Consider the following 23,933-nt stretch of genomic DNA (forward strand, 5'->3'; position numbering starts at 1 on the left):
GCACTCCCCATCACGCCGCTGGAGATGACTGTCACATGATCACTCTGGAGGACATCGCGCGGGCGCACACCGGCTGGACCATCTGGAGATCGGATGTGGGCCGGTGGTGGGCCACCCGCAGAGGGCCGGTCGATTTCGAGGCGCTTCGCTCGGGATTCGCCATGACCGTCGACGCCGACGACGCCGAGTCGCTGGCCGCCGAACTGGTCGCCCAGGCCCGTCTCGCCGCCGAGAGCACCTCGGGCTCGGCGTCTTCGTAGCCGTGACACGCGGCCGGTGTCCCGGCGAGGGACTCGATGAAGAGCGCCTCGCCGGGATTCTTCCGTACGGCTCCCGCTTTGTCCTGACCGGCATGTAGAGAAACGACCGGCGGCTCCGACTCTCCTGGTGGAAGGTGGACGGACGACGATCGGGAGGAGCCGGTGATGAGAAACATCTTCGTGTTCATGATGACGAGCCTCGACGGCTACTACGCGGGGCCAGGCGGGGAGATCGACTGGCACAACCTCGACGAGGAGTTCAACCAGTTCTCGATCGAACAACTCGACGAGGTCGACACGCTCCTGTTCGGCCGGGTCACCTATGAGGGGATGGCGTCGTGGTGGCCGACCCCCATGGCGAAGGAGGTCCACCCGGTCATCTCGGAGAAGATGAACGGCATCGCCAAGATCGTCGTCTCCACGACCCTCAGGTCGGCCGACTGGTCGAACTCACGGCTCATCACGGATGGCGTCGCCGACGCGATCGCACGGCTCAAGCGGGAGCCGGGCAGGGACATCGCGATCTTCGGCAGCTCCGTGCTCGCGGCGAGTCTCCTGAAGGAGGGGCTGCTCGACGAGGTGCGGACCATGGTGAACCCGGTTGTTCTCGGCGGCGGGCGGTCGTTCTTGGAGACCCTGGGGGAGCGGGCCGGCCTGGAATTGCAGAAGACCAGGACCTTCCGGTCCGGCAACGTCCTCATGTGCCACCGGCCGGTAGCCGTACGGCCGGCGGGCCCGGTTATGAGGTGAACGCCATCTCGCCGGTGACCCGGCCCGAGGACTGCTGGGTGTAGAGGATCAGGAGCATCTGCCGGTCGCCTGCCGCCTTGGTGACGGCGACCGCGGTCTCCCCGTCGACTGCGCCCAACGCGGCGGGAACGGCTGGGTATCTCTTCCAGCCCGCGGAGACGTACTGGGTAACGATCGTCTTGGCCGACGTGCCATCGGGGGTTTCGAACCCCAGCCAGGGGTCGCCTCCGGAGTCGCAGTCGGAATGGTCCGTGACGTGGGTCGGTCGAACCGGCCCCGATCTGACGACGTCCCGCAACGCCCTCAGATCGCGGGCGGTTCTCGCTTCACAGCCGGGGTCGATCAGTTCCACGACGGAGACGGCCACCGGCAGGGCCACCAGACCGGCGGCCACCAGGCCCGCGGCACCGAACACGGCCGTGGCCGTCGTGCGATTCACGCTCAGAACACTCCGCTCTCGATCGCCTGCTTGAGGCCCTCCTGCGTCTCCTGGTGGGAGGAGACGCCGTTCGTCACCGTGAAGTCGATGAGCAGCACGCTCGCCTCGAAGGTGAGGTGCTCGGTCACCCGGGTCGTGTCCCCGAGGTCCTGGAAGACGATCGTCTGGTGGGTCACGACGTTGGGCAGGGACCACGAGTCGGTCTCGTAGGAGAACCCGTCAGGGTGGATGCGCTGCTGCGCGTGGGTCTTGCTCGTCACGGGGACGCCCGCGACCGGGATCTCCTCGATCGCCGTGAAGTCGATGTAGTGCGTGCCCGCCTCGGTCCAGTCCTTGTGGGTGACCATCCGCTTCAGGAACGAATGCAGGCCGACGTGGTTGTTCACGTTCGAATAGACCTCGAAGACGTGCTCGATCGGCGCGTCGATGTCGATGGAGATGTCGCGCGAGACCTGCTTGCGGCCCGTCACGGGAAGGGGTGCGGTCGCACATTCGTAGAACTTGTAGAAGTCCCATGCGGCCTGCCATTCGGCGGCGAGTTGGGCGTCGGTCTCGGGCGTCTCGGCGTGCACGGGATCGGCGAACGTGGTGAGCACGACGACGACGGTGAACAAGTGGATCGCGGCAAGCCGGAAAAGCCTTTTCACGGGACCTCATCACGCCACGGCGAACGGGAGCAGATGCCCTTATATAGCACCTGATCAGGCCAGAAAAGATGATCTATGTGAATGAGTATGAGATGAAACGGGCAAATGCCCCATTTGCGTACGGCGGAGCCGTACTAGCTTGTCGTGAAATTTCATCTCATATCGTGTCTTGCCTGCTCGATGGCAGCCGGGAAACAATCCCGAGGCGACAGGATTCCACTGCCGTGAACCTGCCTTCAGGCCGGTACGTCAGAGGGTTATGCCTATCGATGCGTCTGGCCGAATGCCGCGGCGGCGGTTCTTGGCGATTTCCCTGCTCGCGGCCGCCGCGGCGGCCTGCGGTACCGGAGGTGATTCACGGGTGCTCACGGTCGAAGGAGTGAGCCGCGAGGTTCCGAAGAACGCTCCCGTCGCCGAGGTCGCACGGGGAGTGACCGCTTTCGGCTACGCACTGTACGAGAAGACGGCGCAGGCGACGGTCAACACGGTGATCTCGCCGCTGAGCATCGCGTACGCGTTCGGCATGGCCAGGGCGGGAGCTGCCGGCGCCACCGCGTCGGAGCTGGACAAGGTGTTCGGTTTCCCCGCCTCGGGACCGCACGCCGCGTTCAACGCGCTGATCAGGCAGATCGGCACGATCGACGGTCCGCCCCCGGCGCCTGACCGCACGGCCGTGAGGGACGCACAGAGCAGCGAGCCGAGCGCGCCCGTGGTCGGGATCGCCAATGGGCTGTTCGCGCAGCAGGGCATGCCCGTCAAGCAGGACTTCCTGCGCACGCTCGCGTCGCAGTACGGCGCCGGCGTGCGCACCGTTGACTTCGGCAAGGATGCCGCCGACGCCATCAACGCGTGGGTCGACGAGCAGACCGCGGGACGCATCAAGAAGCTGTTCGAGCAGCTGGACCCGGCGACCCTGCTGGTCATCGCCAACGCCGTCTACCTCAAGGCGGACTGGGAGCACGCGTTCGTCGACCCCGCCGAGGAGAACGCCGCGTTCACCAGGGCCGACGGATCCACGGTGCGAACGAGGCTGATGCGTCAGACGACCGACCTGCGGCACGCCTCCGGCTCGGGCTGGCAGGCCGTCGAGTTGCCGTACGCCAAGAGCGACCTGGCCATGTGGGTGCTCGTGCCCGAGCGAGGCGCGTCCCCTGACGGACTGCTCAAGCCGGACACCCTGCGCCAGGTGGCAGCCGGTTTGCGGACGACCAGCGTCAGCCTTCACCTGCCCCGCTGGAACTTCGGCACCGACCTCGGCCTGGAGGAGCCGCTGAAGAAGCTGGGGCTGAACGCGGTCTTCGACGGCGCCGACTTCTCCGGCATCGCCGACAACCTTTTCATCAGCCAGGCGGTCCACCGCGCGAACATCACTGTGGACGAGTGGGGGACCGAGGCCGCCGCGGTCACCGGGCTGGCGTTCGCCGTATCCGGTCGTCTCGGCCCGGACACCGAGGTCCGCGCCGACCATCCCTTCGCGTTCGCGATCATGCACCGGCCCACGTCGACGCCGTTGTTCATCGGCCACGTGGCGAACCCGGCCGCGTCGGCCTGAAAAGGCCATGAGGCACGGCCGGGGGTTCCGGGTGGTCGAAAGCGGGCGCGCTAGGGTCGGAAAGATCTCAGCGCGACGGTAGGAAGGGGCTTGTCATGGCGACCATGAAAGCGATTCGTCAGCACGAGTTCGGTGGGCCGGAGGTCCTCCGCTACGAGGACGTGCCCCGCCCGGAACCGATCCCGACCGAGATCCGCGTGCGGGTGCAGGCGACCAGCGTCAACCCGGTCGATTTCAAGACACGGTCGGGGCGCGGCCCGCTGCGCACACCGCCGTTCACGGTCGGCTGGGACGTTGCCGGCGTCGTCGACGAGATCGGCGGCGGCGTCACGCGTTTCAACGTGGGCGACGAGGTGCTGGGCATGCCGTGGTTCCCGCGCGAGGCGGCGACCTACGCCGAATACGTGACCGCGCCGTCCCGCCATTTCGTCCGCAAGCCGGCCGCCATGAGCGTCGCCGAGGCTGCCGCGCTCCCGCTCGCAGGCCTTACGGCCTGGCAGGCGCTCGTCGACACCGCCGGGGTGAGTGAGGGGCAGCGGGTCCTCATCCACGCGGCGGCGGGCGGTGTCGGGCACCTCGCCGTCCAGATCGCCAAGGCGCACGGCGCCTACGTGATCGGCACGGCCAGCCCGGCCAACCACGAGACGCTCACCGCCCTCGGCGCCGACGAGCTCATCGACTACCACACGACCCGGTTCGAGCAGGTCGTGAGCGACGTCGACGTCGTCCTCGACCTGATGGGCGGTGAGACCGGCCTCCGGTCGCTGGGGGTGCTGAAGCCGGGCGGGCTCCTCATCGAGATCCCGTCCAGCGCAGCCGCCGACGTGCTCGTCGCCGCGGAGAAGGACGGCGTGCGCGCGACCGGTTTCCTCGTCGAACCCGACCAGGTCGGCCTGGAGGGGCTGGTCAGACTTTTCGAGGAGGGAAAGCTAAAGATCATCGTGAGCAGGCGCTTCCCCCTCGCCGAGGCCGCCGCCGCCCACGAGGCAGCCGAGCGCGGGCACTCGCTCGGCAAGATCGTCATCACCGTGTGAGAGTTCGCAGGGCCCGTCTTCCCGTGCCCGGGGAGGTGGGCCCTTCCGCTTCGGTCGGCCCGGCGGCGCCTTCGGCGTGAGGTCGCCCGAGCGCGTGGGCTCTGGGGAGACACACAGGGTGTACGGCGCGCTCCCCTCCGCCACGTATTTGTCCGCATGGGCTTCTACGACGGGCATTTTCGCGTTGATTCTCTTTTCTTAAGATTTGCGTCAGAAGCGCGTCATATTCCCTGTGAACCGCCCCTGACCGGCCGGATATCTCGCCGGTGCACATGTGGCAGCGGTCACTCGTGAGCCCGTTTTCCGACAAGGCGGGTTGACCTGCAGAAACGAACACAGTGCGGATGGAACGGCATTCCCGTCGCTGGAGCCAATCGCCCATCTGCTGTTCACCAAATGGCTATCTAGTCACACATATCAGGACATCCATTACCAGTTCACTTCCCTCGGCGAGGCATGACTACTGCTCGCGCTTGACACTGTGGGGAGAGAGCACGCATGAGTTCCGCAGACGCGGTGCCCGGCAGGCCCTGGAGGGGCCGGCGACGGCCGGACCGCGCTGCGCGTCGGATCGATGCCGCGCGCGGATGGGGCGACCGCATCTTCCGGTACCAGTTGACCGCCTCCGGGGTCGCGGTACTGGCGATCATGGCAGCGGTGGGAGTGTTCCTGCTGCTGAGAGCCACCCAGGCGCTGAAGGTGAGCGGCTTCTCCTTCCTCACCACGGCCGACTGGCAGCCGGACGTGCATCTGTTCGGGATCGCCGCCGTCCTCACCGGGACCGTGCTGATCGCCCTGGTGGCCGTCGTCTTCTCGCTGCCGCTCGCCCTCGGAACCGCCCTGTTCATCTCGGAGGTCGCGCCACGCCGGCTGCGCCGGACCCTGATCTCGATGGTGGACCTGATGGCCGCGGTCCCCTCCGTGGTGTACGGGTTGTGGGGGCTGTTCTTCCTCCAGCAGTACATGGTCAACCTGTCGCGCTGGTTGTCGACCTGGTTCGGGTGGATCCCCTTCCTGAAGGTGGACGGCGCCGGGGCCGGCCAGCCTCTTGACTCCGCCAGCGTCTACACCGCCTCCACCTTCATCGCCGGGCTCGTGGTCGCGCTGATGGTCACGCCGATCCAGTGCTCGGTGATGCGGGAGGTCTTCTCACAGGCGCCGGCGGGCGAAAGGGAGGGCGCGTACGCGCTCGGCGCGACCCGCTGGGGCATGATCCGCGCGGTGGTGCTCCCGTACGGCCGCGGCGGGATCATCGGCGGCACGATGCTGGGTCTCGGCCGAGCCCTGGGTGAGACCATCGCGGTCTACCTGATCATCTCCCCGGTGTTCGTGATCCAGCCGCACATCCTGCAGACCGGAACCAACTCGGTGTCCTCGCTGATCGCGCTGCACTACGGAGACTCCTCCGACTTCGGCATGTCGGCGCTGATGGCGGCGGGACTGGCGTTGTTCGTGCTCACCCTGGTGGTCAACTTCACCGCGTCGTCGATCGTGGCACGTTCCAGGTCCGGCGCGCAGAGCGAGGCATGAGATGACCGTCACCGAAGAAGCGCCCAAGGCCTCCGCGGCCGATCCTGTGCCCGCGCCCGCCACCGTCCTTCCGTCCAGGGAGCCCGCCGAGGTGCCTCCGCAGCCGCGGCGGGTCGGCGGCACCACCCGCTCCGACGTGCTGGCGCTGTGCGGCGCCGCGGCGTCGGGGCTGAGCATCGCCCTGCTGCTGTTCGGCAAGATCGCGCCCCTGTCCGGGACCGTCGGTTTCGTGGTCACGGCGTACGCCGTCTCTCTCGTGATCTACGCGGTGCTGGTCGGTCTGGACCACGACGGCCCAGCGGTCCGCGACCGGGTGATGACGGTGGTGTTGTGGTCGGCGGCGGCGGTGCTGTTCATCGCGCTCGTCCTGGTGATCGGCTTCACCGTGTGGCGCGGCCGTGATGCGCTGCCCCATCTCAACTTCTTCACCCAGGACATGCAGGCCGCCGGCCCGCTGGACCCGCTGACCCTCGGCGGCATCACGCACGCGATCCTGGGCACGTTGATCATGATCACGATCGCTCTGGTCATCACCGTGCCGCTGGGCCTGGCCTGCGCGGTGTACCTCAACCAAATCCGGGGCCGCTTCTCCCGGTTCGTGCGGACGATCGTGGAGGCGATGACGGCGCTGCCGTCGATCGTGGCCGGCCTGATGATCTACGCCACGTGGATCCTCATCCTCGGCCAGGAGAAGTCCGGCCTCGCGGCCGGCTTCGCGATCACCGTGATGATGCTGCCGATCGTGATCCGCGCCGCCGACGTGGTGCTGCGCCTGGTCCCGGCGAACCTCACCGAGGCGGCCGAGGCCCTCGGCGCCCCGCGCTGGCGCACCGTCTGGCACGTGGTGCTGCCCACCGCCCGCTCCGGACTGGCCACCGCCGTCATCCTCGGCACCGCGCGCGGCATCGGGGAGACCTCTCCGGTGCTGCTGACCGCGGGATACACCGCGGCGCTGAACGCCGACCCCCTGCACGGGCCGATGGTGTCGCTGCCATTGGCCGTGTTCACCTTCGTCAAGTCCCCCGAACCCACCATGATCGCCCGTGCCTTCGGCACGGCCGTGGTCCTGATGGCGCTGGTCCTGGTGCTCTTCGTGATCGCCCGTGTCCTGGGCGGCCGCGGGCCCGGCCAGCAGTCCAAGCGCCAGGCACGCCGCGCGGCCCGCGTCTCCCAGCGCGACGCGCAGCGATTCGAGCAACGCCGCCACCCCGTCCTGTTCCTGCAGCCCCACGAGGCGTCTGCGAGCGCGGACACCGATCCTCGTACCGGAGAGAACCTCTGATGCTCCGCCACGCCCATCCCACGGCCCATCCCGCGGCCCGCACCGTGGGCCTGCTCACCGCGCTGCTCGCCGTCCTCGCCTCGGTGCTGATCGGGCCCGGCGCCACGACGGCGTCGGCCGCGCCCGGCTACACCCCGATCGCCGGCGCCGGCTCCTCCTGGGCGGCCAACGCCGTGGAGCAGTGGCGCAAGGACGTCAACCAGTACGGCATGCGCATCAGCTACGCCCCCAACGGCTCCTCCGACGGCCGCCACCAGTTCCTCAGCGGGACCGCCGACTTCGCGGTCTCCGACATTCCGTTCCAGAGCCACCCGACCGACGGCTCCGCCCCCGAGAATCCGGCGTCCGGCAGTTATGCCTACATGCCGATCGTGGCCGGCGGCACGGCGTTCATGTACCACCTGACCATCGGCGGCAAGAAGGTCACCAACCTGCGGCTGTCCGGGGACGTGGTCACGAAGATCTTCACCAGGGCCGTCACCTTCTGGGACGACGCCGCCATCGCCGCCGACAACCCCGGCCTGAAGCTGCCGCACCGCGCCATCGTGCCGGTGGTGCGGTCGGACGGCTCGGGCTCCAGCGCCCAGTTCAGCCTGTGGATGTCCACCCAGCACAAGACGCTGTGGCAGGCCTACTGCCAGAAGGTCCACCGCGCCGGCGCCTGCGGTGAGACGTCGTATTACCCGACCGTCCCCGGCATGATCGCCCAGTCCGGCGACCTCGGGGTGGCCGGATACATCGCGCAGGGCTACGGCGAGGGCGCGATCGGGTACGTCAACTACTCCTACGCGCTCAACGCGCACTTCCCGGTCGCCAAGGTGCTCAACAACGCCGGGTACTACACCGAGCCGACCCCCAAGAACGTGGCCGTCTCGCTGCTCCAGGCGAGGATCAACACCAACAAGAACTCCGCCGACTACCTCACGCAGGACCTCTCGAGGGTCTACACGGACACCGATCCGCGCAACTACCCGCTGTCCAGCTACTCGTACATGATCCTTCCGCTGAAGGTGCAGGGCATCTTCACCGTCGCCAAGGGCAAGACCCTCGGCGCGTTCTCGTACTACTTCATGTGCCAGGGGCAGCAGAAGGCGCCCGATCTCGGTTACTCGCCCCTGCCGATCAACCTGGTGCAAGCCGGTTTCGACCAGATCCGGCGCATCCCCGGCGTGCAGGCCCAGAGCATCAACATCAAGGGCTGCAACAACCCCACATTCAACTCCGACGGCAGCAACCGGCTCGCGAAGACCGCTCCGTACCCGAGTGCCTGCGACAAGAAGGGCGTCACCGCCTGCAACACCGGCAGCGGCGGCGCGACCGGCTCGGGCGGCGGGGGCGGCACGGGTTCGTCGGGCAACTCGGGCAACACAGGCGGCGGGACGAACGGCACGTCCGGCAGCGGGACGGGCAGCACCCCGAGCCCAAGCGGTGCCGCGGTCGATCCCGCCACCGGCCAGACGCCTGGCGGCGGTACGGGCACCTCGGCCGGCGGCACGACCACCGGCGACGGAACGGTCGTTCTGGCGGAACCCGTCACCGTCGCCGCCGAGAGCGGCTGGAGCAGCACCGAGACCCTGACGCTGCTCATCGTGCTGAGCCTGCTGGCGCTGGTCCTGCTTCCCGCCGTCGTCGCCCGGGTGCTCGGCTCCCGGAAGAACTCGTGAGGACACCTACGATGACCACTCGTCACCTCAGGGCCGGCCGGTTAGGCCGGCTGCGCGCGGTGGTTCTGCGCCTGGTCGCAGGGGCCGCGATAGGCGCCGTGCTCGGCGCCGCCGCCCAGGCTGCCGTGCCGGCCCTGGCCGCGGGCGGCGCCTCGCCGTCCACCGGCTCCGCCGTCACCGTGTCCGGCCGCGGTGAGTTCGCCGGCATGAAGTTCACCGTCAGCCAGACGAAGAACCTCACCAACCAGGCCGTCCAGGTGACCTGGACCGGCGGCACCCCGACCACGTTCGCCGGCAGCTCCTTCAACACCGACTTCGTCCAGATCATGCAGTGCTGGGGCGACGACGACGGAACGGTCCCGGGCAACCCCGGCCCGTCGCGGACCCAGTGCCAGTACGGTGCCTCGCCGACCACCAACCGGACCGCCTGGCCCGGGAACGGCCGCGACGACACCCGGGTCGTCACCTACAGTCCCGGTCCCGCCCACTACGGCCAGGACGACACGTACGGCAACGGCGCTCGCGGCGGCCAGGGCGAGGTCCCGTTCAAGTCCGTGGACGGCACCCTCATCACCAGCAGCACCCAGAACAACCCGCTGTTCAACTACAACACCACCAACGAGATCGACTTCGGCCGGACCAGCGCGGACGGGACGGGCAACGAGTACTTCGAGGTGCAGACCTCGAACGAGGCGCCGCACCTCGGCTGCGGGGCGCCCGTCACCAGGAACGGCGTCACCACCCCGCGCTCCTGCTGGCTGGTCATCGTGCCGCAGGGGCACCTCGACCTGGACGGCCAGCCGTACGCCGACCCCACCCAGGTCAACGCGGGCTCCCCGGTCTCCTCCACGAACTGGAAGAACCGCATCGCGGTCAAGCTCGGCTTCAACCCGATCGGCATCAACTGCGCCCTCGGCTCGGCCGAGCGCGAGACCATCGGCAGCGAACTCGTGTCCGACGCCATGTCCAGCTGGCAGGCGTCGCTGTGCTCGAGCGGCACCGTCTACGGCTACACGGAGCTCGGCGAGCCCGACGCCCGTCAGCGGCTCATCTCAGACGGCGAGAGCGGGCTGACCTTCACCACGCGCGCGCTCGGCTCGGACGAGGGCACCTTCGCACCGAGCGACAAGACCACCTACGCACCGGTCGCGGTCTCGGGTGTCGTCATCGGATTCAACATCGAGCGCAACCCGAAAACCACAGCGCCTGACTCGATCAAGCAGCTGGCGGGAACCAAGGTCCAGTCGATCAACCTCACGCCGAGACTGGTCGCCAAGCTGCTCACCGAGTCGTATCGCAACTCTCCATGGGGCGCGGTGGTGACGAAGTTCACCGGCGGCACCGGCGTGCTCACCGCCGCCAAGGGTTACGAATGGGCGCTCCGCAACCCGGCCGGTCTGATCACCGACCCCGAGTTCGTCAAGTACAACCCGGAGTTCGCCGATCTCACCGTCACCGAGAACCCCAGCACCGACACCGACCTGATCACCGCCCTCGGGCACTCCGACAGCGCCCACCAGTTGTGGACATGGATCGAGTCGGACAAGGACGCCCGGAAGTTCCTGGCGGGTTCCCCTGACGAGTGGGGCATGCAGGTCAACCCGTACTACAGCACCAACGCGGACATCAATCCGCTCGGCCTCAGCTTCGATCCGCTCCGCGACGACTACCCGAAGAGCGACCCCTGGTGCACCGTCCCGTCGGGCAGCGGGGCCACTGAGAAGCAGTGCATGACCGACTTCCACCCATACGTGGACGACATGCACGCCGGGGCTCTGTCCAGCCGTCGAGGCGACACCCTGTGGAAGGCCAGCTGGGACCCGCTCGGCAACCCTCCCGGCTGGAAGTCCACCGGCCCGCAACTGGTCGGCCAGCGGTTCATGCTGACCGTCACCGACGCCGCCTCCGCCTCACGGTTCGGCCTGCAGACCGCGAAACTGCGCAACGCCTCCGGCACGTTCGCCGCTCCGACAGCGGCGGCCTTGACCGCGGCGGCGGCGACCGCGAGCGGCACCGGCGGCGTTCGCACGGTCAGCCCGGACACCAAGAAGGCCAAGAGCGCCTACCCGCTGACCGAGGTGGTGTACGCCGCGGCCCGGCCCGCCAAGCTCCCGGCCGCCGCCCGCAACGACTACGCCAAGTTGCTGCGGTACGCCGCCAACACCGGACAGATCAGCGGTTCCAACCCCGGTCAGCTGCCGATCGGTTATGCCCCGCTGTCCGAAACCCTGCGTGCCCAGGCTCGGGACGCCGCCACCACGCTGGTCGACTGGAAGACGGCCCCGCCGTCCTCCAGCGGCGGCGGCTCCGATGAGGGCTCCGGCAGCACTCCGTCCCAGACGCCCGACGCTGCGGCGCTGCCGAGCATCAGCCCGAGCAGCACCCCCAGTCCGAGCGCGAGCGTCACCTTCGGCGGCGGCACGGCGGTCGCCCTGACGCTGACCGGCACCACTCCCGCGGACCCGAGCACCGACCTGCGCTACGCCGTACCGGTGGGGGCTGCGCTCGGGCTGCTGGCCGCGCTCGGCGCACCGTTCACGGGCGGCCTCAGGCGCCTGCCGATACGGCTGCCGCTCAACCTGCCGGGGGGACGGTCGGTCACCGCCCTGCCCCGGTTCACCCTGCCGGCCGGCCTCCGGCGGCCGCGTCTGCCTCGCCGAGGCAAGGCAGACCGCACGCCACCCGGCTGAGCAGCCACAAGCCCGCCCGCCCCGAGAGGCAGTCGGGGCGGGCGGTAGGTACCAACCTGCCAGACCGCGGACGCCCCCGGGCAACCGCGCGCACGATCCACCCCCGTTCCCTGATCAGGAGAACCCACATGCGCAGCAAGCGCTACCTGGCCGCGGCCACCGCGTCCCTCGCAGCGGTCGCGACGGCCGGCAGCCTCACCTTCACGGGTGCGGCCTACGCCGACCCGCCCGCCGGCAACTTCCGCACGTTCGTCGGCGTGGGCTCCGACACCATCCAGGACGTGATGAACGCCCTCGCGGGCGACTCCGTCAACGGCAAGGCCTACCCCGCGGTGACCGGCAACGGCGACCACGTCGCCTCCTACGACGCGGTGGAGCCCGGCACGCTCTCCACCACGTCGAAGATCCAGACCCGGGTCAGGGGCAAGGTCTTCGCCCGTCCCAACGGTTCCGGCAACGGCCGCAAGGCTCTGAGCTCCTCCCTCACCGGCACCGCCTTCCTCGGGCCTGACGGCGTCGGCGTCACGATCCCCGGCCAGGTGGACTTCGCCCGGTCCTCCGGTGCTCCGTCGGTCTCGGGTACCACCCTCACCTACGTTCCGCTCGCCCGCGACGCGGTCGGTGTCGCGGTCAAGGGTTCCGCGCTGCAGAACCTGAGCCGTCAGCAGCTGCACGACATCTACTCCAGCACCACGCCGACGGTCGACGGCACCGCGGTGCACCCGTTCCTGCCGCAGAGCGGCTCGGGCACCCGTTCGTTCTTCCTGAACGCGATCGGCCTCACGGAGAGCACCATCGCGACGGGCATCCCCACGGTTCAGGAGAACCAGGCCAAGGACCCCGCTTTCATCGACGCCGACAACGTTCTGGTGCCGTTCTCGGTCGGTAGCTGGATCGCCCAGCGCAACGGCGTCTCCCCCGACAACAGCAGCGCGGGGGCCGACAAGGGCGTCACCCTGGCCAGCATCAAGACGTCGGACAGCGCCACGACCTTCACCGCTCCGTTCACCACCGAGGCCGGCAAGCTTGCCGCCAACCCCGTCTTCTACAACGACCCCACGTTCGGCCGCGACGTCTACAACGTCGTCCCGAGCCGGGCGATCGACCCCAGCAGCGTCTTCTACGACGACTCGCTGTACGACATCTTCGTCACCGAGGGCGCCCACAAGGCGGCCACGGCCTCCGCCGACAGCCAGAACACCATCGCGGCCTTCGGCTTCCTGAACGAGCCGTACAACGGCTCGATCGACCCGAGCAACCACGCCAAGCTCGGCGGCCTGGAGGACGGCTCCTCCAACGCGGCGCCCGGCGCCCCGCAGGCCACCATCACCCCCGCCACCGGCAGCGTCAAGGTCTCCTGGACCGCTCCGACGGTCAACCCCGGCCTTCCGGTCACCGACTACCGCGTGGTGCTGACCGGTTCCACGGGCGCCTTCGTGGCCGAGAAGGACGTCACGGCCGCCACTTCCTCCTTCACCTTCACCGGCCTCGCCGCCGGCAAGTACAACGCCAGCGTGTTCGCGAACAACCTTGGCGGCTCGAGCGTCGGCGCCGTCGCCAGGGGCGTCAGCAAGGTGACCGCCAGCGCCGCCACGACCGCGTACGGCCAGACCGGGCACGTGAGCATCACCGTGACCGACACCAACTCGGTGGTCCCCACCGGCAAGGTGACGGTCAAGGAGGGCTCGACCACCATCGGCACCGCCACGCTGGTCAACGGCAAGGCGTCGGTCGCGGTGAAGAGCAGCCTCAGCGTCGGCACGCACACCTTCAGCGTCGCCTACTCCGGTGACAGCGCGCTCAACCCCGCCAGCGTCACGGTCAAGAAGGTCGTCACCAAGGCCACCCCGACCGTCACCTCCTCGGCGCCGACCAAGGTCTCGACCAGGTCCCACGCCAAGGTCACCGTCGCCGTCAAGGCCTCCGGCTTCGTTCCCACCGGCTCGGTGCGGATCTACGAGGGCACGAAGGTCATCGCCACCGGCACGCTGAAGAGCGGCAAGGTCGTCGTCACGCTGCCCCTCCTCAAGAAGGGCAGGCACGTGCTGCACGCGACGTACGTCGGCACCTCGACCACCAACGCCAAGGCCGGCAAGAGCTTCGCCATCACCGCGAGCTGAGCACCACTTCCCGACGCACCACCGCCGGGGAGGCCTCGTGCCTCCCCGGCATCATCCCCGAGCACGCGCCAAAGGAGGCCGGCCGCCGTGACGGTCGCCGCACAGACCCCGCCCCGCGCATCGGCCCCGGCCGCCGCGTCCACGCCCCCGCCCGCACCGCGGATGCCCGTCGGCAGCCAGATCGCACGCGGCGCGCTGCTCACCCTCGCCGCACTTCTGCTCGGCCTGAGCCTCCAGGTCCTGCTCCTCAGCGGCCTGCAGGAACGCGCGGCCCAGCAGTCGGCCTTCGACGCGTTTCGCGCCTCCCTCGCCGAGGGCGTCGCCCCCGTCGGACAGACCCAGGACGGCAAGCTGCTCGCCCCCGGAACCCCTGTGGCGCTGATCGACATCCCCTCCCTCCAGGCGCACCAGATGGTGGTGCTGGAGGGCACCGACTCCTCCGTCATGGCCGACGGCCCCGGCCACCGCCGCGACACCCCGCTGCCGGGGCAGGAGGGCACCAGCGTGCTGATGGGCCGCGCCGCCGCCTACGGCGGTCCGTTCGGCAGGCTCGACGAGCTCACCGCAGGCGACACCTTCAGCGTCACCACCGGACAGGGCACGTCGCAATTCCGTGTCCTGGACGTCCGCCGCGCCGGAGACCCGGCCCCCGCTCCGCCCGCAACGGGCAAGAGCCGCCTGATCCTGGTCACCGCGACCGGCGCCCCGTACATGCCGGAGGGCATCCTGCGGGTCGACGCGGACCTGGTGTCGGCCACCGCGGCGACCCCGAACCCCACCATCCGGTCCGGCTCACTTCCCGACGCCGAGCAGCCGATGGCGGGCGACACCAGCGAGCTGTGGCAACTGGTCATGTGGCTCCAGGCGCTCGCGGTCGTCTCGATCGCCGCCGTGTGGGCGTGGAAGCGGTGGGGCCGCCTGCACACCTGGGTCGTCTTCACTCCCGCGCTCGTCCTGGTCGCCGTCGAGGTCGGCGGCCAGGTCATCCGACTCCTGCCCAACCTGCTGTAACAACCTTCTCCGTTCCACATCGAGGTGCCCGCCGTGACCGACATCGCCCCTGCCGCGACCGAGACCGCCGCTCTCGCGGCCATAGAGCCGCTTGAGGACACTCTCAAGCAGCCCGCCGTCGCCGGTGGGCCGGGCGCACTCCCGCCGGCCGCCCTGGACGCCCGCGACGTGTCCGCGTGGTTCGGCGGTCACCAGGTGCTCGACCGGGTCACGCTCGCCATGCCCGCCGGGCGGGTGACCGCGCTGATCGGCCCCTCCGGTTGCGGCAAGTCGACCTTCCTGCGCACCCTCAACCGGATGCACGAGCTGATCCCCGCCGCCGCGCTGGCGGGCGAGGTGCTGCTGGACGGCGAGGACATCTACGGCGCGGGCCGCCGCCTCACCGACGCCCGCCGGCAGATCGGCATGGTCTTCCAGAAGCCCAACCCGTTCCCGGCGATGAGCATCTACGACAACGTCGTCGCCGGGTTGCGGCTCACCGGCGTGCGCACCCCCCGCCGCACCAAGGACGACCTCGTGGAGGAGAGCCTCACTCGCGCCGGGCTCTGGAAAGAGGTCAGCAGCCGCCTCCGCCAGCCCGGCGGAGCGCTGTCCGGCGGCCAGCAGCAGCGGCTGTGCATCGCCCGGGCCCTGGCCGTACGCCCGCGCGTCCTGCTGATGGACGAGCCCTGCTCCGCCCTCGACCCCACCTCCACCCGGCGGGTGGAGGAGACCATTCACGAACTGGCCAGCGAGGTCACCGTCGTGATCGTCACGCACAACATGCAGCAGGCGGCCCGGGTCTCCCAGCAGTGCGCCTTCTTCCTGGCCGAGCAGGGCGCCCCTGGCGGCATCGTCGAGCACGGTCCGACCGAGGCCGTGTTCGGCAGCCCGCAGGACGAGCGAACCGCCGACTACGTGGCGGGCCGGTTCGGCTGACGCGGGGAGCGGGCAGCCTCCCGCACGATCGTGCCGCCGCCGAAAATGGAAGGGCCTGCCTCCCCGTGCTCCGGGGAGGCAGGCCCTTCTGCCGCAGGTCAGCCGAGCTTGCCGATGTCGATCACATCCCCGGCCGGTGGAGCCTTCAGGGTGACGGCCTTGCCGTAGTCGAGGAAGTCCATGTTCTGGGAGCCGCCGTCGGGGCCGCCGACGCGCAGGATGTACGGGTCGCCCTCGGCCGCCACGTATACCGTGCTGCCGTCTTCGGCCTTGATGGCGACCGCCGGAGTGCCGTCGACCTCCGCAAGGGTGGTGGCTCCATCGGACGGAGCCACCTCGCCAAGGAGTCCGTCGAGTTCGAACATCGAGATGAGGTCTTTGAAGTCGGACTGCGTCGACGTCATCTTGATGTACTTGCCGACCAGCAGGCTTGCGGCGTCCTTGCCTGCCGCGGATGTCCAGAAGGCCTTGTCGCCCTTCATGTAGGCGGTCTTGCCGATCACCGTCAGATCGAGCCGCTGGCCGTTGATCGTGATGTATCCGGCCCCGCCCTTGCCCGGGACCATCTTGATGTCGACCTTGTAGGTGCCGTCGCTTTCCTTGACAGCCCCGCGAAGATGAAGCGACTTCGCCGACCCCGACGCCTTGAGGGCCTGCTCGAAAGCCTCCTTGCTCGAAAGCGCCGCCAGACCGGTCGCCGCCGGGGAAGGAGCGCTCGCCGACGCGGCGACCGAGGCGGTGGAGGTAGCCGACGTGTCGGCGGTCTGGCAAGCGGACAACAGGCCTATGGCGAGCAGGCCGGAAACCGCACCCGCGACGGCGTGGCGGCGAGCCGCGCGGCCCTCGGGATGACGGGAGAGGACACGGTGGAGATTTGTAACCATGCGCATTGGACGGTAGGTATGTCCGATTGGTTCGCCGGTGTTCGTTGTCTGTGACACAAACGTGTCAAAACCGTCATAAATTACCGCAAATGCGCCGTGAACTGCTGATTGCTGGAACTTCTGGGCGGTCGGCCGGAGGCTATGATCGGCTTCGTGGAGTTCCAGGACGGCGCACAAGGTACGGCAGGCGGCACGCCCCGGCGAGCGGAAGACGGCCAGGCGGCCTGGCCCGCCTTCGCGGTGTGGCGGTCCACGGCGGCCGATCCCGTCTTCAGCGAGTGGCTTCGCTCGGCCGCCGAACCGGACTGGACCGCCGCCGTCACCCACCCGTTCGCGGCGGCCATCAGCGGCGGAACCGCCGACATGCGACGCTACCTCATCCAGGACTTCCAGTTCGTCGACACCTTCACGGCGTTGCTTGGCGCGGCCGTCGCCGCCGCCGACCGGTTCGAGGCCCGGGTGCCCTTCGGCAGGTTCCTGGGGCAGACCGTCACCGACACCGAACGCGGCTACTTCCACCGTGCGCTGGAGGCGCTCGGCGTCGACGCCGCCGACATGACCTCCCCCGAACTCGAGCCCGTGACCGTGAGTTTCCGCTCGCTGATGGACGAGGCGCGATCGAGCCAGGACTATTCGCTGGTCCTCGCCGTGCTGTGCGTGGCGGAGTGGGTCTACCTCGGCTGGGCGAGCCGTACGGTCTCTCCTCCTGAGGGATTCCTCCACCGCGAGTGGGTGGAGCTGCACAGCGGGCCGGAGTTCGAGGCGTGGGTCGGTTTCCTGCGGGCGGAGCTCGACCGGGTCGGGCCGGCGCTCGGCGAGGCCGCGCAGCGCCGGGTGCTCACGATCTTCCGCGAGGCCGTACGGCTGGAGCGCGGCTTCTTCGACATGGCCGAGGGCTGATAGCCGGGCCCTACACCGCCTTCAGGCGGCGCTCAGCTCGGCGAGGCGGTGCAGCGACCGCCGCAGGACGAGCGCGCCGGCCGGACCGGCCAGGCGGCAGCCGAGCCGTCCCACGAGGCCGAACGGCAGATCGAGATCCTCCTCCCACACGATCGTGCTGCCGCCGCCGAGCCGCGGCAGCACGCGGAACAGCCCGGTGCCGCGCACGAGCCGGCCGGTGTGCCGGACGCGGACCTCGTGGGGCGGATCCCAGCCGGTGATCTCCATGGTGTCCAGGAAGCCGACGGGCCCGACACCGGTGAAGGCGCTCAGGGAACTGCCCGCGCTGTGGCCGTCCCCGGTGTTCACGCGGGCGTCGGTGAGGAACATCCACTCGCGGTGACGCGGCCAGTCGGTCAGCACGGCGAAGACCCGCTCCGGGCTCGCCTCGGCCTCCACGCTCACCGCGAGATGTGTCATATCCCTCTCTTCGTGCCGTCCGGCCTGTCCGGATGCGACCGTGATCCGGCCCGCTGTTAGCGTTGAGGCCCGTCGGACCGAAACGTCTCCGGAGGGGCGCACCACGATGTCGGCCGGATCCATGCTTCCCCCGTCCCTGCAGCGGGCGCTGGCGCGGCCCGCCGCTCCGGGCGGCCTTTCCAGCATCGAGCACGTGGTGTTCGTCATGCAGGAGAACAGGTCGTTCGACCACTATTTCGGTCACCTGCGCGGGGTGCGGGGCTACGGCGACCGCAACGTGCTGCCCACCAGGGCGCTGCGGCCGATGTTCGAGCAGGACGGGGTGCTGCCGTTCTCCGTACGGGAGGCCGCGCGCGCCACGGGGGCCGACCCCATGCTGCTCGACAGCCACGACCACAGCTGGCTGGGCACGCACAACGCGTGGGCGGGTGGATGGAACGACGGGTGGACGCCCAACAAGGGCGCGTCCACGATGGGCTACTACGAGCGTCGCGACGTGCCGTTCCACTACGAGCTGGCTGACACCTTCACGATCTGCGACGCCTACCACTGCTCGGCGCTGACCTCCACGACGCCGAACCGCAACTACCACGTCTCCGGCTACACCGGGTTCGAACCGGGCACCGGGCAGCGCGCCGTCGACAACGACGCCTGCGAGGAGGACGGCCACGCCGGCTACACCTGGACCACCGTGCCCGAGTTGCTGACGCAGGCCGGGTACGGCTGGCAGGTGTACCAGGAATGGGACAACTACCAGTGCAACAACCTGGAGTTCTACGCCCCGTTCAAGGCCGTCATGGCGAAACTCGGGCAGACCAGCATGCACGCCTTCTACCAGGCGGTGCAGGCCGCGGACGACCCCGAGCCGCTGCTCACCGAGCTGGAGAGGCGGGTGGCCGCGCTCGCCCCCGCCGACCGCATGCTCTACGACCGCGCGCTGCGCCGCGCCAGGCCGGGCGGGCTGGGGGAGTGGTTCATCGGCGACGTGGCCGACGGCGTCCTGCCCGAGGTGTCCTACATCGTTACCTCCCTGGCCGACTCCGAGCACCCCGAAGGCTCGTCCGCCGTCGAGAGCGGCAAGATCATCTATAAGGTTCTGGACGCGCTCGCCTCCCATCCGGAGGTGTGGGCGAAGACCGCGGTGTTCATCACCTACGACGAGAACGACGGCCTGTTCGACCACGTGCCCCCGCCCGTGCCGCCGGAGGGAACGCCGGGCGAGTTCGTCAGCGGAAGGCCCATCGGCCTGGGCATGCGCGTCCCGATGATCGTCGTGTCGCCGTGGAGCGTCGGAGGCCACGTCTGCTCCGAGACGTTCGACCACTCCTCGACCGTGCGGTTCCTCGAGACGTGGCTCGGCATCAAGGCGCCGGACCTCGGCGCGTGGCGCCGGCAGGTCGTGGGCGACCTCACCTCCGCGTTCGACTTCGCCAATCCGGTCGCCGCGCCGCCGGTTCCCGAGATCATGCCGGAGACCCCGGCCGACGGGGCTTTCACGCCCGGCCGGTGGTATCCGGTCGTCCCGGACGAGCAGCGTATGCCCGTGCAGGAGCCGGGGACGAAGCCGGCGCGGGCTCTGCCGTACCAGCCGGACGCGTGGGCGAGAGCCCGGCGGCGCGCGGTGGACATCACCATGTCCAACAGCGGGAACTCGAGCGCGCATTTGGCGCTTTATGGGTACATGGGCGAGCTCGACCGACCCCAGCACTTCGACGTCGTCGACACCCACCGGGAGTCGATCTATTTCCCGACCGACGTCTACGACCTCGTCCTGACCGGGCCGAACGGGTTCCGGCGGCATTACCGGGGCGGCCTCGCCGATCGGGTCGAGCTGGCGAGCGAGATCGACGCCACGGCGCGGGTGGTCCGGATGAAGGTCGCCAACGCGGGTAACGAGCCCGCCGAGGTCACCGTGGCGCCGTTGGCGTACGGGGGCGAGACCCTGTCCGTGCGGTTGGCGGCGGGGGAGACCCGCCAGGTCGACTGGGCGACCGAGACGGGCTGGTACGACGTGATGGTGACCGTGGAAGGCGACCCGGTCTGGGCACGCCGCCTGATGGGCCACATAGAGAACGGCCGCCCCAGCATCACCGACCCATCCCTTGCCCGTGATCATGCAGAAGTTCGCGGGGACGCCCACTGACCTGCGCCGCCTCCTGCCCGTGATCATGCAGAAGTTCGCGGAGGCCTGCGCCGGCCTGCACAAACGCCGTGCGTGATCACGGGAAAAAGGCGCCGGGGGGTGTCAGGCGTGGACCAGGGGGGTGTCGACCAGGTGTTCGGCGAGGAACCACGCCTGCAGTTCGCCTGTGCGTATGACGTCGGAGACGAGCAGGTCGTTGGTCCCGTCGTCGCCCTTGTCGGCGGCCGTGGCGGCGGCGTCGTGGGCGGCGATGAGGATCATCTCGTGCGCCTCCAGCAGCCGTGACAACATCGCCGGAACCTCTTCGACCCCGTCCGGCGGCCGCGGGATCACGGTGATCTCGGCGACGTGACGGGGATCGCCCACCGCGACCCCTCCAAGTGTCTGCACGCGTTCGGCGAGTTTGTCGACGATTTCGAGCTGCTCTTCCGCGTGCTTGTCGAGGAGCAGGTGGAGCTGATAAAACGTCGGGCCCCGCATGAGCCAGTGATGCTTCTTGTAGAGGTTGTAGAGGATCTGGGTGTCGGCCAGGATCTGGTTGAGCCTCTGACAGGAGTGCATCCGGGCCTCCTGCGGGAGGCCGACCGGAAACTCTCGTACGGTGCCGAATTCCTGGATCTGAACGCCCTTCTGGTGCAGCCAGGGCTGGCTCCCGGCGCGGGAGCGTGCTTTGGCGGAAGACTTGACACTCACGGCGGTTCTCCTCCCTTTTTAGGGCTTCTTCCAAAGTGTTCCGTCCGCCAGGCAAGCCGACCCCGGCCAGATATCCCGAAATTTCCACTTATTGGGTAAAGGCAGAGCCAATGAACCGGCCCCACACCCCCCGCGTATCTCGAATGTGTTGAGACCTTCACGCGCACGCGCCACCCTGCTGCTCGTCCCCGTCGTCGTCCTCACGGCCTGTACGGCTGAGCAGGCGGCGCCGGCGGACTCCGGGCCCCCGCCCACGGTCGAACTGCTCGCCGCCAAGGCGGGATGCACGCCGAAGATCCAGATCGACGCCGAAGAACTGCGGCAGGGCTACTGCACGACCTCCATCGGCACGTTCTTCATCACGACCTTCGCCACCCAGCAGGGCAAGGACCAGTGGATGGACCAGGCGCCCGAATACAGCCCCCACCTGGTCGGGGAGTTGTGGACCGCGCTCGCATCCCGCGCGGTGCTCGACCGGCTCCGGCAGCAGATCGGCGGCGACCTCCATCTGATGGACCACAGGAAGAGCCCGAGTCCCGGCGCCTCCTGACCGGCCTGACGGGCTACGCTCGAAACCCCGCCATCCGGGTGTTCCGGCGTGCTGCGAGGAGGACGACGTGAGGCCGACGCTCGCGACCCTGGTCGCCGTCCTGCTCGTCGCCGTGGTGCCGGGATGCGGCGGGCGCGAGCAGCAGACGCTGCGGGTGTTCGCCGACCGCTCGTTGTCCGGGGTGTTCCCGGCGCTCGGCAGGGAATTCGAGGCGTCCCATCACGGTGAGAAGGTGAGCTTCACGTTCGGCGGGAGCGACCTGCTCGCCCGGCGGGTCGCCCAGGGGTCCGCCGACGTCTTCGCATCCGCGGGAGAGGCGGCGATGCGGCACTCGGGAGCGCCCGCGTTCCGGGTGTTCGCCCGCGACGCGAGGGGCGACTACCTCATCGGGGCGGCTCAGATGACGCCCCGCCTGGTCCTCGCCCGCGAGTTCGTCGACCTGGTGCTCTCCGACCAGGGCCGTCGCGCGCTGGCGGGCGCGGGGTTCACGCCGGTCTAGACCGCGTCGGCGCCGAGCAGCGTCGTGACGATCCGGTCGAGGGCGGCCTGGTCGGCGAGGCCGAGAGCCACCACCGACGCGGGCGGCTCGCCGAGGATGCGCTCGGCCGCCTCGGCGGCCTCCGCACCCGAATCCGTGATCACGACGAGCTTGGACCTCCGGTCGCCGGGATTCGCGATCCGCTCGACCATGCCACGCCGTTCCAGGTCGGCGACCACGACGCTCGTGTACGGAGCGTCGGTCGCGAGGCGCTCGGCCAGGTCGCGCAAGGTCAGCGGTCCCGCGGTCAGCATGCGCAGCGCCTTGATCCGGATGAAGCTCATGCCGAGTGCGTCGCAGACGTCCTTGCGCCTGTCGTGGATGTCGAGCACGAGGGTGCGCAGGCCCTGCCAGACCCTGGCCGCCGTCTCGAGATCGTCGCTCATGGAGTGCTCACCGGTTCCATGATCGTGAGGCGCTCCGCCGTACGGTCCGCGGTGGCGCGTCCCCATCTGCCCGTGGTGATTAGTGCGATGCACAGGACGAGCGTGCCGTACGCCGCGATGATCCACCAACTCGTGTGGGCGGCCCCCATGAAGTCGCCGTTGCTCGCGGCCGACGCGACCACCGAGCCCGAGATCGCGACGCCGAGCGACTGGCCGACCTGGCGGCTGGTCGAGGCGACCGCGGCCGCCACGCCCGCCTGCGCGAGCGGCATGCCCGACACGGCGGTGTTGGTGATCGGCGGGTTGAGCATGCCGAATCCCAGCCCGAACACCGTGTAGATCGCGAGCAGCGCGGGCAGGGGCGTGTCCAGGCCGACGCGCGTGAGCAGCACGCCGGCGACCGCCATGCAGACGCCGGCGACGAGGAGGGACGCCCGCGGCCCCCGGGTGCCCACGAGCCGGCCGGACAACGGCCCGAAGACCAGCGCCATCAGCGCGATCGGAAGCGTGCAGAGCCCGGCGTCGAGCGCGGTCAGGCCGCGATGGCTCTGGAGATAGAGCGTGTTGAGGAACAGGAACGACCCGAGCGCGGCGAATCCGCAGATCGCCATGGCCGCCGCCCCCGAGAACGGTGCGCTTCTGAAGAACCGCACGTCGAGGAGGGGTTCCTCCCTGCGCGACTCGTAGACGACAAGGCCGGCGAGCGCGAGCAACGCCACGACGAAGCACCCGAGGATCGTCGCGGACGTCCAGCCCTTCCCCGGGCCTTCGATGATCCCGTACGTCAGGGAGGCCAGCAGCGCGATGACGAGGACCTGCCCGACGGGGTCGATCCTGCGCGCGCGAGGAGCCTTGGACTCGGGCACGAACCTCCACGCCAGGATCACGGCGAGGATGCCGATCGGCACGTTGATCCAGAAGATGGCCCGCCAGCCGACGGTGTCGGTCAGCAGGCCGCCGATGACCGGGCCGAGCGCCATGCTGATGCCGACGACGCCGCCCCACACCCCGATGGCCTGGGCGCGCTCGCGGCGGTCGGTGAAGGTGTTCGTGATGATCGACATGGCCACCGGGTTGAGCATCGAGCCGCCGATCGCCTGCAGGGCGCGGAAGACCACCAGCCAGGTGAGGTTCGGCGCGAGGCTGCACAACAACGAGCCGACGGTGAAGAAGGCCAGACCTGCCTGGAAGGTCCGCCGGCGGCCGATTCGGTCCGCGGTGGAGCCGGAGAGCATGAGGAGACTGGCGAGGGTGAGCGTGTACGCGTCGATCGTCCACTGCAGGCCGGACACCGGCGCGTGCAGGTCGTGCCCGAGCGCGGGCAGGGCGACGTTAACGATCGTGTTGTCGAGGGCGACGATGAGCAGGCTCATGGAGCAGATCAGCAGGACAAGGATCCGCCTGCGGCGGGACATACGGAGACTCCTCAATTAGTTGTACTAACACAACCATATAGGCGCCGCGTGGCGCTCTTGCAGCGAGG

The 23,933-nt window shown here is 69.3% G+C and carries 22 protein-coding genes; 15 read left to right on the forward strand and 7 right to left on the reverse strand.

Going from position 1 to position 23,933, the window contains the following annotated elements; genetic code table 11:
- Nucleotides 1-35 precede the first annotated feature (35 nt).
- A complete protein-coding gene (locus tag Pth03_RS25070) occupies nucleotides 36-260 on the forward strand; it encodes a hypothetical protein (protein ID WP_203946830.1) in 225 nt (74 codons plus the stop codon).
- Between the two features lie 165 nt (nucleotides 261-425).
- A complete protein-coding gene (locus tag Pth03_RS25075; RefSeq protein WP_203946831.1) occupies nucleotides 426-1,010 on the forward strand; it encodes a dihydrofolate reductase family protein in 585 nt (194 codons plus the stop codon).
- Here Pth03_RS25075 and Pth03_RS25080 read toward each other — a convergent pair.
- The gene (locus Pth03_RS25080; protein WP_203946832.1) at nucleotides 1,000-1,449 is read right to left on the reverse strand and encodes a hypothetical protein; all 450 of its coding nucleotides are present in this window, start codon (nucleotides 1,447-1,449) and stop codon (nucleotides 1,000-1,002) included. The genes Pth03_RS25075 and Pth03_RS25080 overlap by 11 nt on opposite strands.
- A 2-nt stretch (nucleotides 1,450-1,451) precedes the next feature.
- Entirely contained in the window at nucleotides 1,452-2,096 is a 645-nt protein-coding gene (locus Pth03_RS25085) for an SRPBCC family protein (RefSeq protein WP_203946833.1), read from the reverse strand.
- Between the two features lie 361 nt (nucleotides 2,097-2,457).
- On the opposite strand from Pth03_RS25085, the gene Pth03_RS25090 reads away from it, so the two are divergent.
- From Pth03_RS25090 to Pth03_RS25130, 9 genes are all read left to right on the forward strand, one after another.
- Nucleotides 2,458-3,648: a serpin family protein gene (locus Pth03_RS25090; RefSeq protein ID WP_203946834.1), complete on the forward strand. Its 1,191-nt coding sequence runs from the start codon at nucleotides 2,458-2,460 to the stop codon at nucleotides 3,646-3,648.
- 104 nt (nucleotides 3,649-3,752) lie between these two features.
- On the forward strand, nucleotides 3,753-4,682 hold the full coding sequence (locus tag Pth03_RS25095) for an NADP-dependent oxidoreductase (protein WP_203946835.1): 930 nt from the start codon (nucleotides 3,753-3,755) through the stop codon (nucleotides 4,680-4,682).
- Between the two features lie 498 nt (nucleotides 4,683-5,180).
- Nucleotides 5,181-6,212: a phosphate ABC transporter permease subunit PstC gene (gene pstC, locus Pth03_RS25100; protein WP_203946836.1), complete on the forward strand. Its 1,032-nt coding sequence runs from the start codon at nucleotides 5,181-5,183 to the stop codon at nucleotides 6,210-6,212.
- 1 nt (nucleotide 6,213) lies between these two features.
- Nucleotides 6,214-7,494 (forward strand): phosphate ABC transporter permease PstA, encoded by a 1,281-nt coding sequence (pstA, locus tag Pth03_RS25105; protein ID WP_203946837.1) that lies wholly within the window; start codon nucleotides 6,214-6,216, stop codon nucleotides 7,492-7,494.
- Nucleotides 7,494-9,158 carry a phosphate ABC transporter substrate-binding protein PstS gene (locus Pth03_RS25110; protein WP_203946838.1) on the forward strand — a complete coding sequence of 555 codons (1,665 nt, stop codon included), beginning with the start codon at nucleotides 7,494-7,496 and terminating at the stop codon, nucleotides 9,156-9,158. The genes pstA and Pth03_RS25110 overlap by 1 nt, the downstream gene beginning before the upstream one ends.
- An 11-nt stretch (nucleotides 9,159-9,169) precedes the next feature.
- Nucleotides 9,170-11,848 carry a hypothetical protein gene (locus Pth03_RS25115; protein ID WP_203946839.1) on the forward strand — a complete coding sequence of 893 codons (2,679 nt, stop codon included), beginning with the start codon at nucleotides 9,170-9,172 and terminating at the stop codon, nucleotides 11,846-11,848.
- A gap of 128 nt (nucleotides 11,849-11,976) precedes the next feature.
- Nucleotides 11,977-13,968 carry an Ig-like domain repeat protein gene (locus tag Pth03_RS25120; RefSeq protein ID WP_203946840.1) on the forward strand — a complete coding sequence of 664 codons (1,992 nt, stop codon included), beginning with the start codon at nucleotides 11,977-11,979 and terminating at the stop codon, nucleotides 13,966-13,968.
- Between the two features lie 87 nt (nucleotides 13,969-14,055).
- Nucleotides 14,056-14,979: a sortase gene (locus tag Pth03_RS25125; RefSeq protein WP_203946841.1), complete on the forward strand. Its 924-nt coding sequence runs from the start codon at nucleotides 14,056-14,058 to the stop codon at nucleotides 14,977-14,979.
- A 153-nt stretch (nucleotides 14,980-15,132) separates the two neighbouring features.
- A complete protein-coding gene (locus Pth03_RS25130; RefSeq protein ID WP_239119352.1) occupies nucleotides 15,133-15,897 on the forward strand; it encodes a phosphate ABC transporter ATP-binding protein in 765 nt (254 codons plus the stop codon).
- 98 nt (nucleotides 15,898-15,995) lie between these two features.
- Here the strand turns inward: Pth03_RS25130 and Pth03_RS25135 are convergent, their stop codons facing one another.
- A complete protein-coding gene (locus tag Pth03_RS25135; RefSeq protein ID WP_203946842.1) occupies nucleotides 15,996-16,781 on the reverse strand; it encodes a hypothetical protein in 786 nt (261 codons plus the stop codon).
- Between the two features lie 153 nt (nucleotides 16,782-16,934).
- Between Pth03_RS25135 and Pth03_RS25140 the strand changes: the two genes are divergently transcribed.
- Complete coding sequence (locus tag Pth03_RS25140) at nucleotides 16,935-17,681, forward strand: TenA family protein (RefSeq protein ID WP_239119342.1); 747 nt, start codon at nucleotides 16,935-16,937, stop codon at nucleotides 17,679-17,681.
- A gap of 21 nt (nucleotides 17,682-17,702) precedes the next feature.
- Here Pth03_RS25140 and Pth03_RS25145 read toward each other — a convergent pair whose 3' ends face one another.
- Nucleotides 17,703-18,140: an SRPBCC family protein gene (locus Pth03_RS25145; RefSeq protein WP_203946844.1), complete on the reverse strand. Its 438-nt coding sequence runs from the start codon at nucleotides 18,138-18,140 to the stop codon at nucleotides 17,703-17,705.
- Between the two features lie 106 nt (nucleotides 18,141-18,246).
- Between Pth03_RS25145 and Pth03_RS25150 the strand changes: the two genes are divergently transcribed.
- Nucleotides 18,247-20,283, forward strand: a complete 2,037-nt coding sequence (locus Pth03_RS25150) for a phosphocholine-specific phospholipase C (RefSeq protein ID WP_203946845.1) — start codon at nucleotides 18,247-18,249, stop codon at nucleotides 20,281-20,283.
- Between the two features lie 102 nt (nucleotides 20,284-20,385).
- Here the strand turns inward: Pth03_RS25150 and Pth03_RS25155 are convergent, their stop codons facing one another.
- On the reverse strand, nucleotides 20,386-20,976 hold the full coding sequence (locus Pth03_RS25155) for a Dps family protein (protein ID WP_203946846.1): 591 nt from the start codon (nucleotides 20,974-20,976) through the stop codon (nucleotides 20,386-20,388).
- Between the two features lie 148 nt (nucleotides 20,977-21,124).
- On the opposite strand from Pth03_RS25155, the gene Pth03_RS25160 reads away from it, so the two are divergent.
- Nucleotides 21,125-21,526, forward strand: coding sequence for a hypothetical protein (locus tag Pth03_RS25160; protein WP_203946847.1), 402 nt, complete (start codon nucleotides 21,125-21,127; stop codon nucleotides 21,524-21,526).
- 67 nt (nucleotides 21,527-21,593) lie between these two features.
- Nucleotides 21,594-22,025 (forward strand): substrate-binding domain-containing protein, encoded by a 432-nt coding sequence (locus Pth03_RS25165; protein ID WP_239119343.1) that lies wholly within the window; start codon nucleotides 21,594-21,596, stop codon nucleotides 22,023-22,025.
- On the opposite strand, the gene Pth03_RS25170 is transcribed toward Pth03_RS25165, so the two are convergent.
- Both Pth03_RS25170 and Pth03_RS25175 read right to left on the reverse strand, forming a co-directional pair.
- Complete coding sequence (locus Pth03_RS25170) at nucleotides 22,022-22,450, reverse strand: MarR family winged helix-turn-helix transcriptional regulator (protein WP_203946848.1); 429 nt, start codon at nucleotides 22,448-22,450, stop codon at nucleotides 22,022-22,024. The genes Pth03_RS25165 and Pth03_RS25170 overlap by 4 nt on opposite strands.
- A complete protein-coding gene (locus Pth03_RS25175; protein ID WP_203946849.1) occupies nucleotides 22,447-23,865 on the reverse strand; it encodes a DHA2 family efflux MFS transporter permease subunit in 1,419 nt (472 codons plus the stop codon). Before Pth03_RS25175 ends, Pth03_RS25170 begins: the two co-directional genes overlap by 4 nt.
- Nucleotides 23,866-23,933: the final 68 nt, after the last annotated feature.

Source organism: Planotetraspora thailandica, assembly GCF_016863335.1.
GTDB lineage: Bacteria > Actinomycetota > Actinomycetes > Streptosporangiales > Streptosporangiaceae > Planotetraspora > Planotetraspora thailandica.

Excerpts from the sequence above, each read along its gene's own strand:
- Pth03_RS25135 (WP_203946842.1), bottom strand. The coding sequence starts at position 16,781 with ATGGTTACAAATCTCCACCGTGTCCTCTCCCGTCATCCCGAGGGCCGC.
- Pth03_RS25115 (WP_203946839.1), top strand. The coding sequence starts at position 9,170 with ATGACCACTCGTCACCTCAGGGCCGGCCGGTTAGGCCGGCTGCGCGCG.
- Pth03_RS25170 (WP_203946848.1), bottom strand. The coding sequence starts at position 22,450 with ATGAGCGACGATCTCGAGACGGCGGCCAGGGTCTGGCAGGGCCTGCGC.
- Pth03_RS25175 (WP_203946849.1), bottom strand. The coding sequence starts at position 23,865 with ATGTCCCGCCGCAGGCGGATCCTTGTCCTGCTGATCTGCTCCATGAGC.
- Pth03_RS25110 (WP_203946838.1), top strand. The coding sequence starts at position 7,494 with ATGCTCCGCCACGCCCATCCCACGGCCCATCCCGCGGCCCGCACCGTG.
- Pth03_RS25120 (WP_203946840.1), top strand. The coding sequence starts at position 11,977 with ATGCGCAGCAAGCGCTACCTGGCCGCGGCCACCGCGTCCCTCGCAGCG.
- pstC (WP_203946836.1), top strand. The coding sequence starts at position 5,181 with ATGAGTTCCGCAGACGCGGTGCCCGGCAGGCCCTGGAGGGGCCGGCGA.
- Pth03_RS25095 (WP_203946835.1), top strand. The coding sequence starts at position 3,753 with ATGAAAGCGATTCGTCAGCACGAGTTCGGTGGGCCGGAGGTCCTCCGC.
- Pth03_RS25075 (WP_203946831.1), top strand. The coding sequence starts at position 426 with ATGAGAAACATCTTCGTGTTCATGATGACGAGCCTCGACGGCTACTAC.
- pstA (WP_203946837.1), top strand. The coding sequence starts at position 6,214 with ATGACCGTCACCGAAGAAGCGCCCAAGGCCTCCGCGGCCGATCCTGTG.
- Pth03_RS25150 (WP_203946845.1), top strand. The coding sequence starts at position 18,247 with ATGTCGGCCGGATCCATGCTTCCCCCGTCCCTGCAGCGGGCGCTGGCG.
- Pth03_RS25145 (WP_203946844.1), bottom strand. The coding sequence starts at position 18,140 with ATGACACATCTCGCGGTGAGCGTGGAGGCCGAGGCGAGCCCGGAGCGG.
- Pth03_RS25070 (WP_203946830.1), top strand. The coding sequence starts at position 36 with ATGATCACTCTGGAGGACATCGCGCGGGCGCACACCGGCTGGACCATC.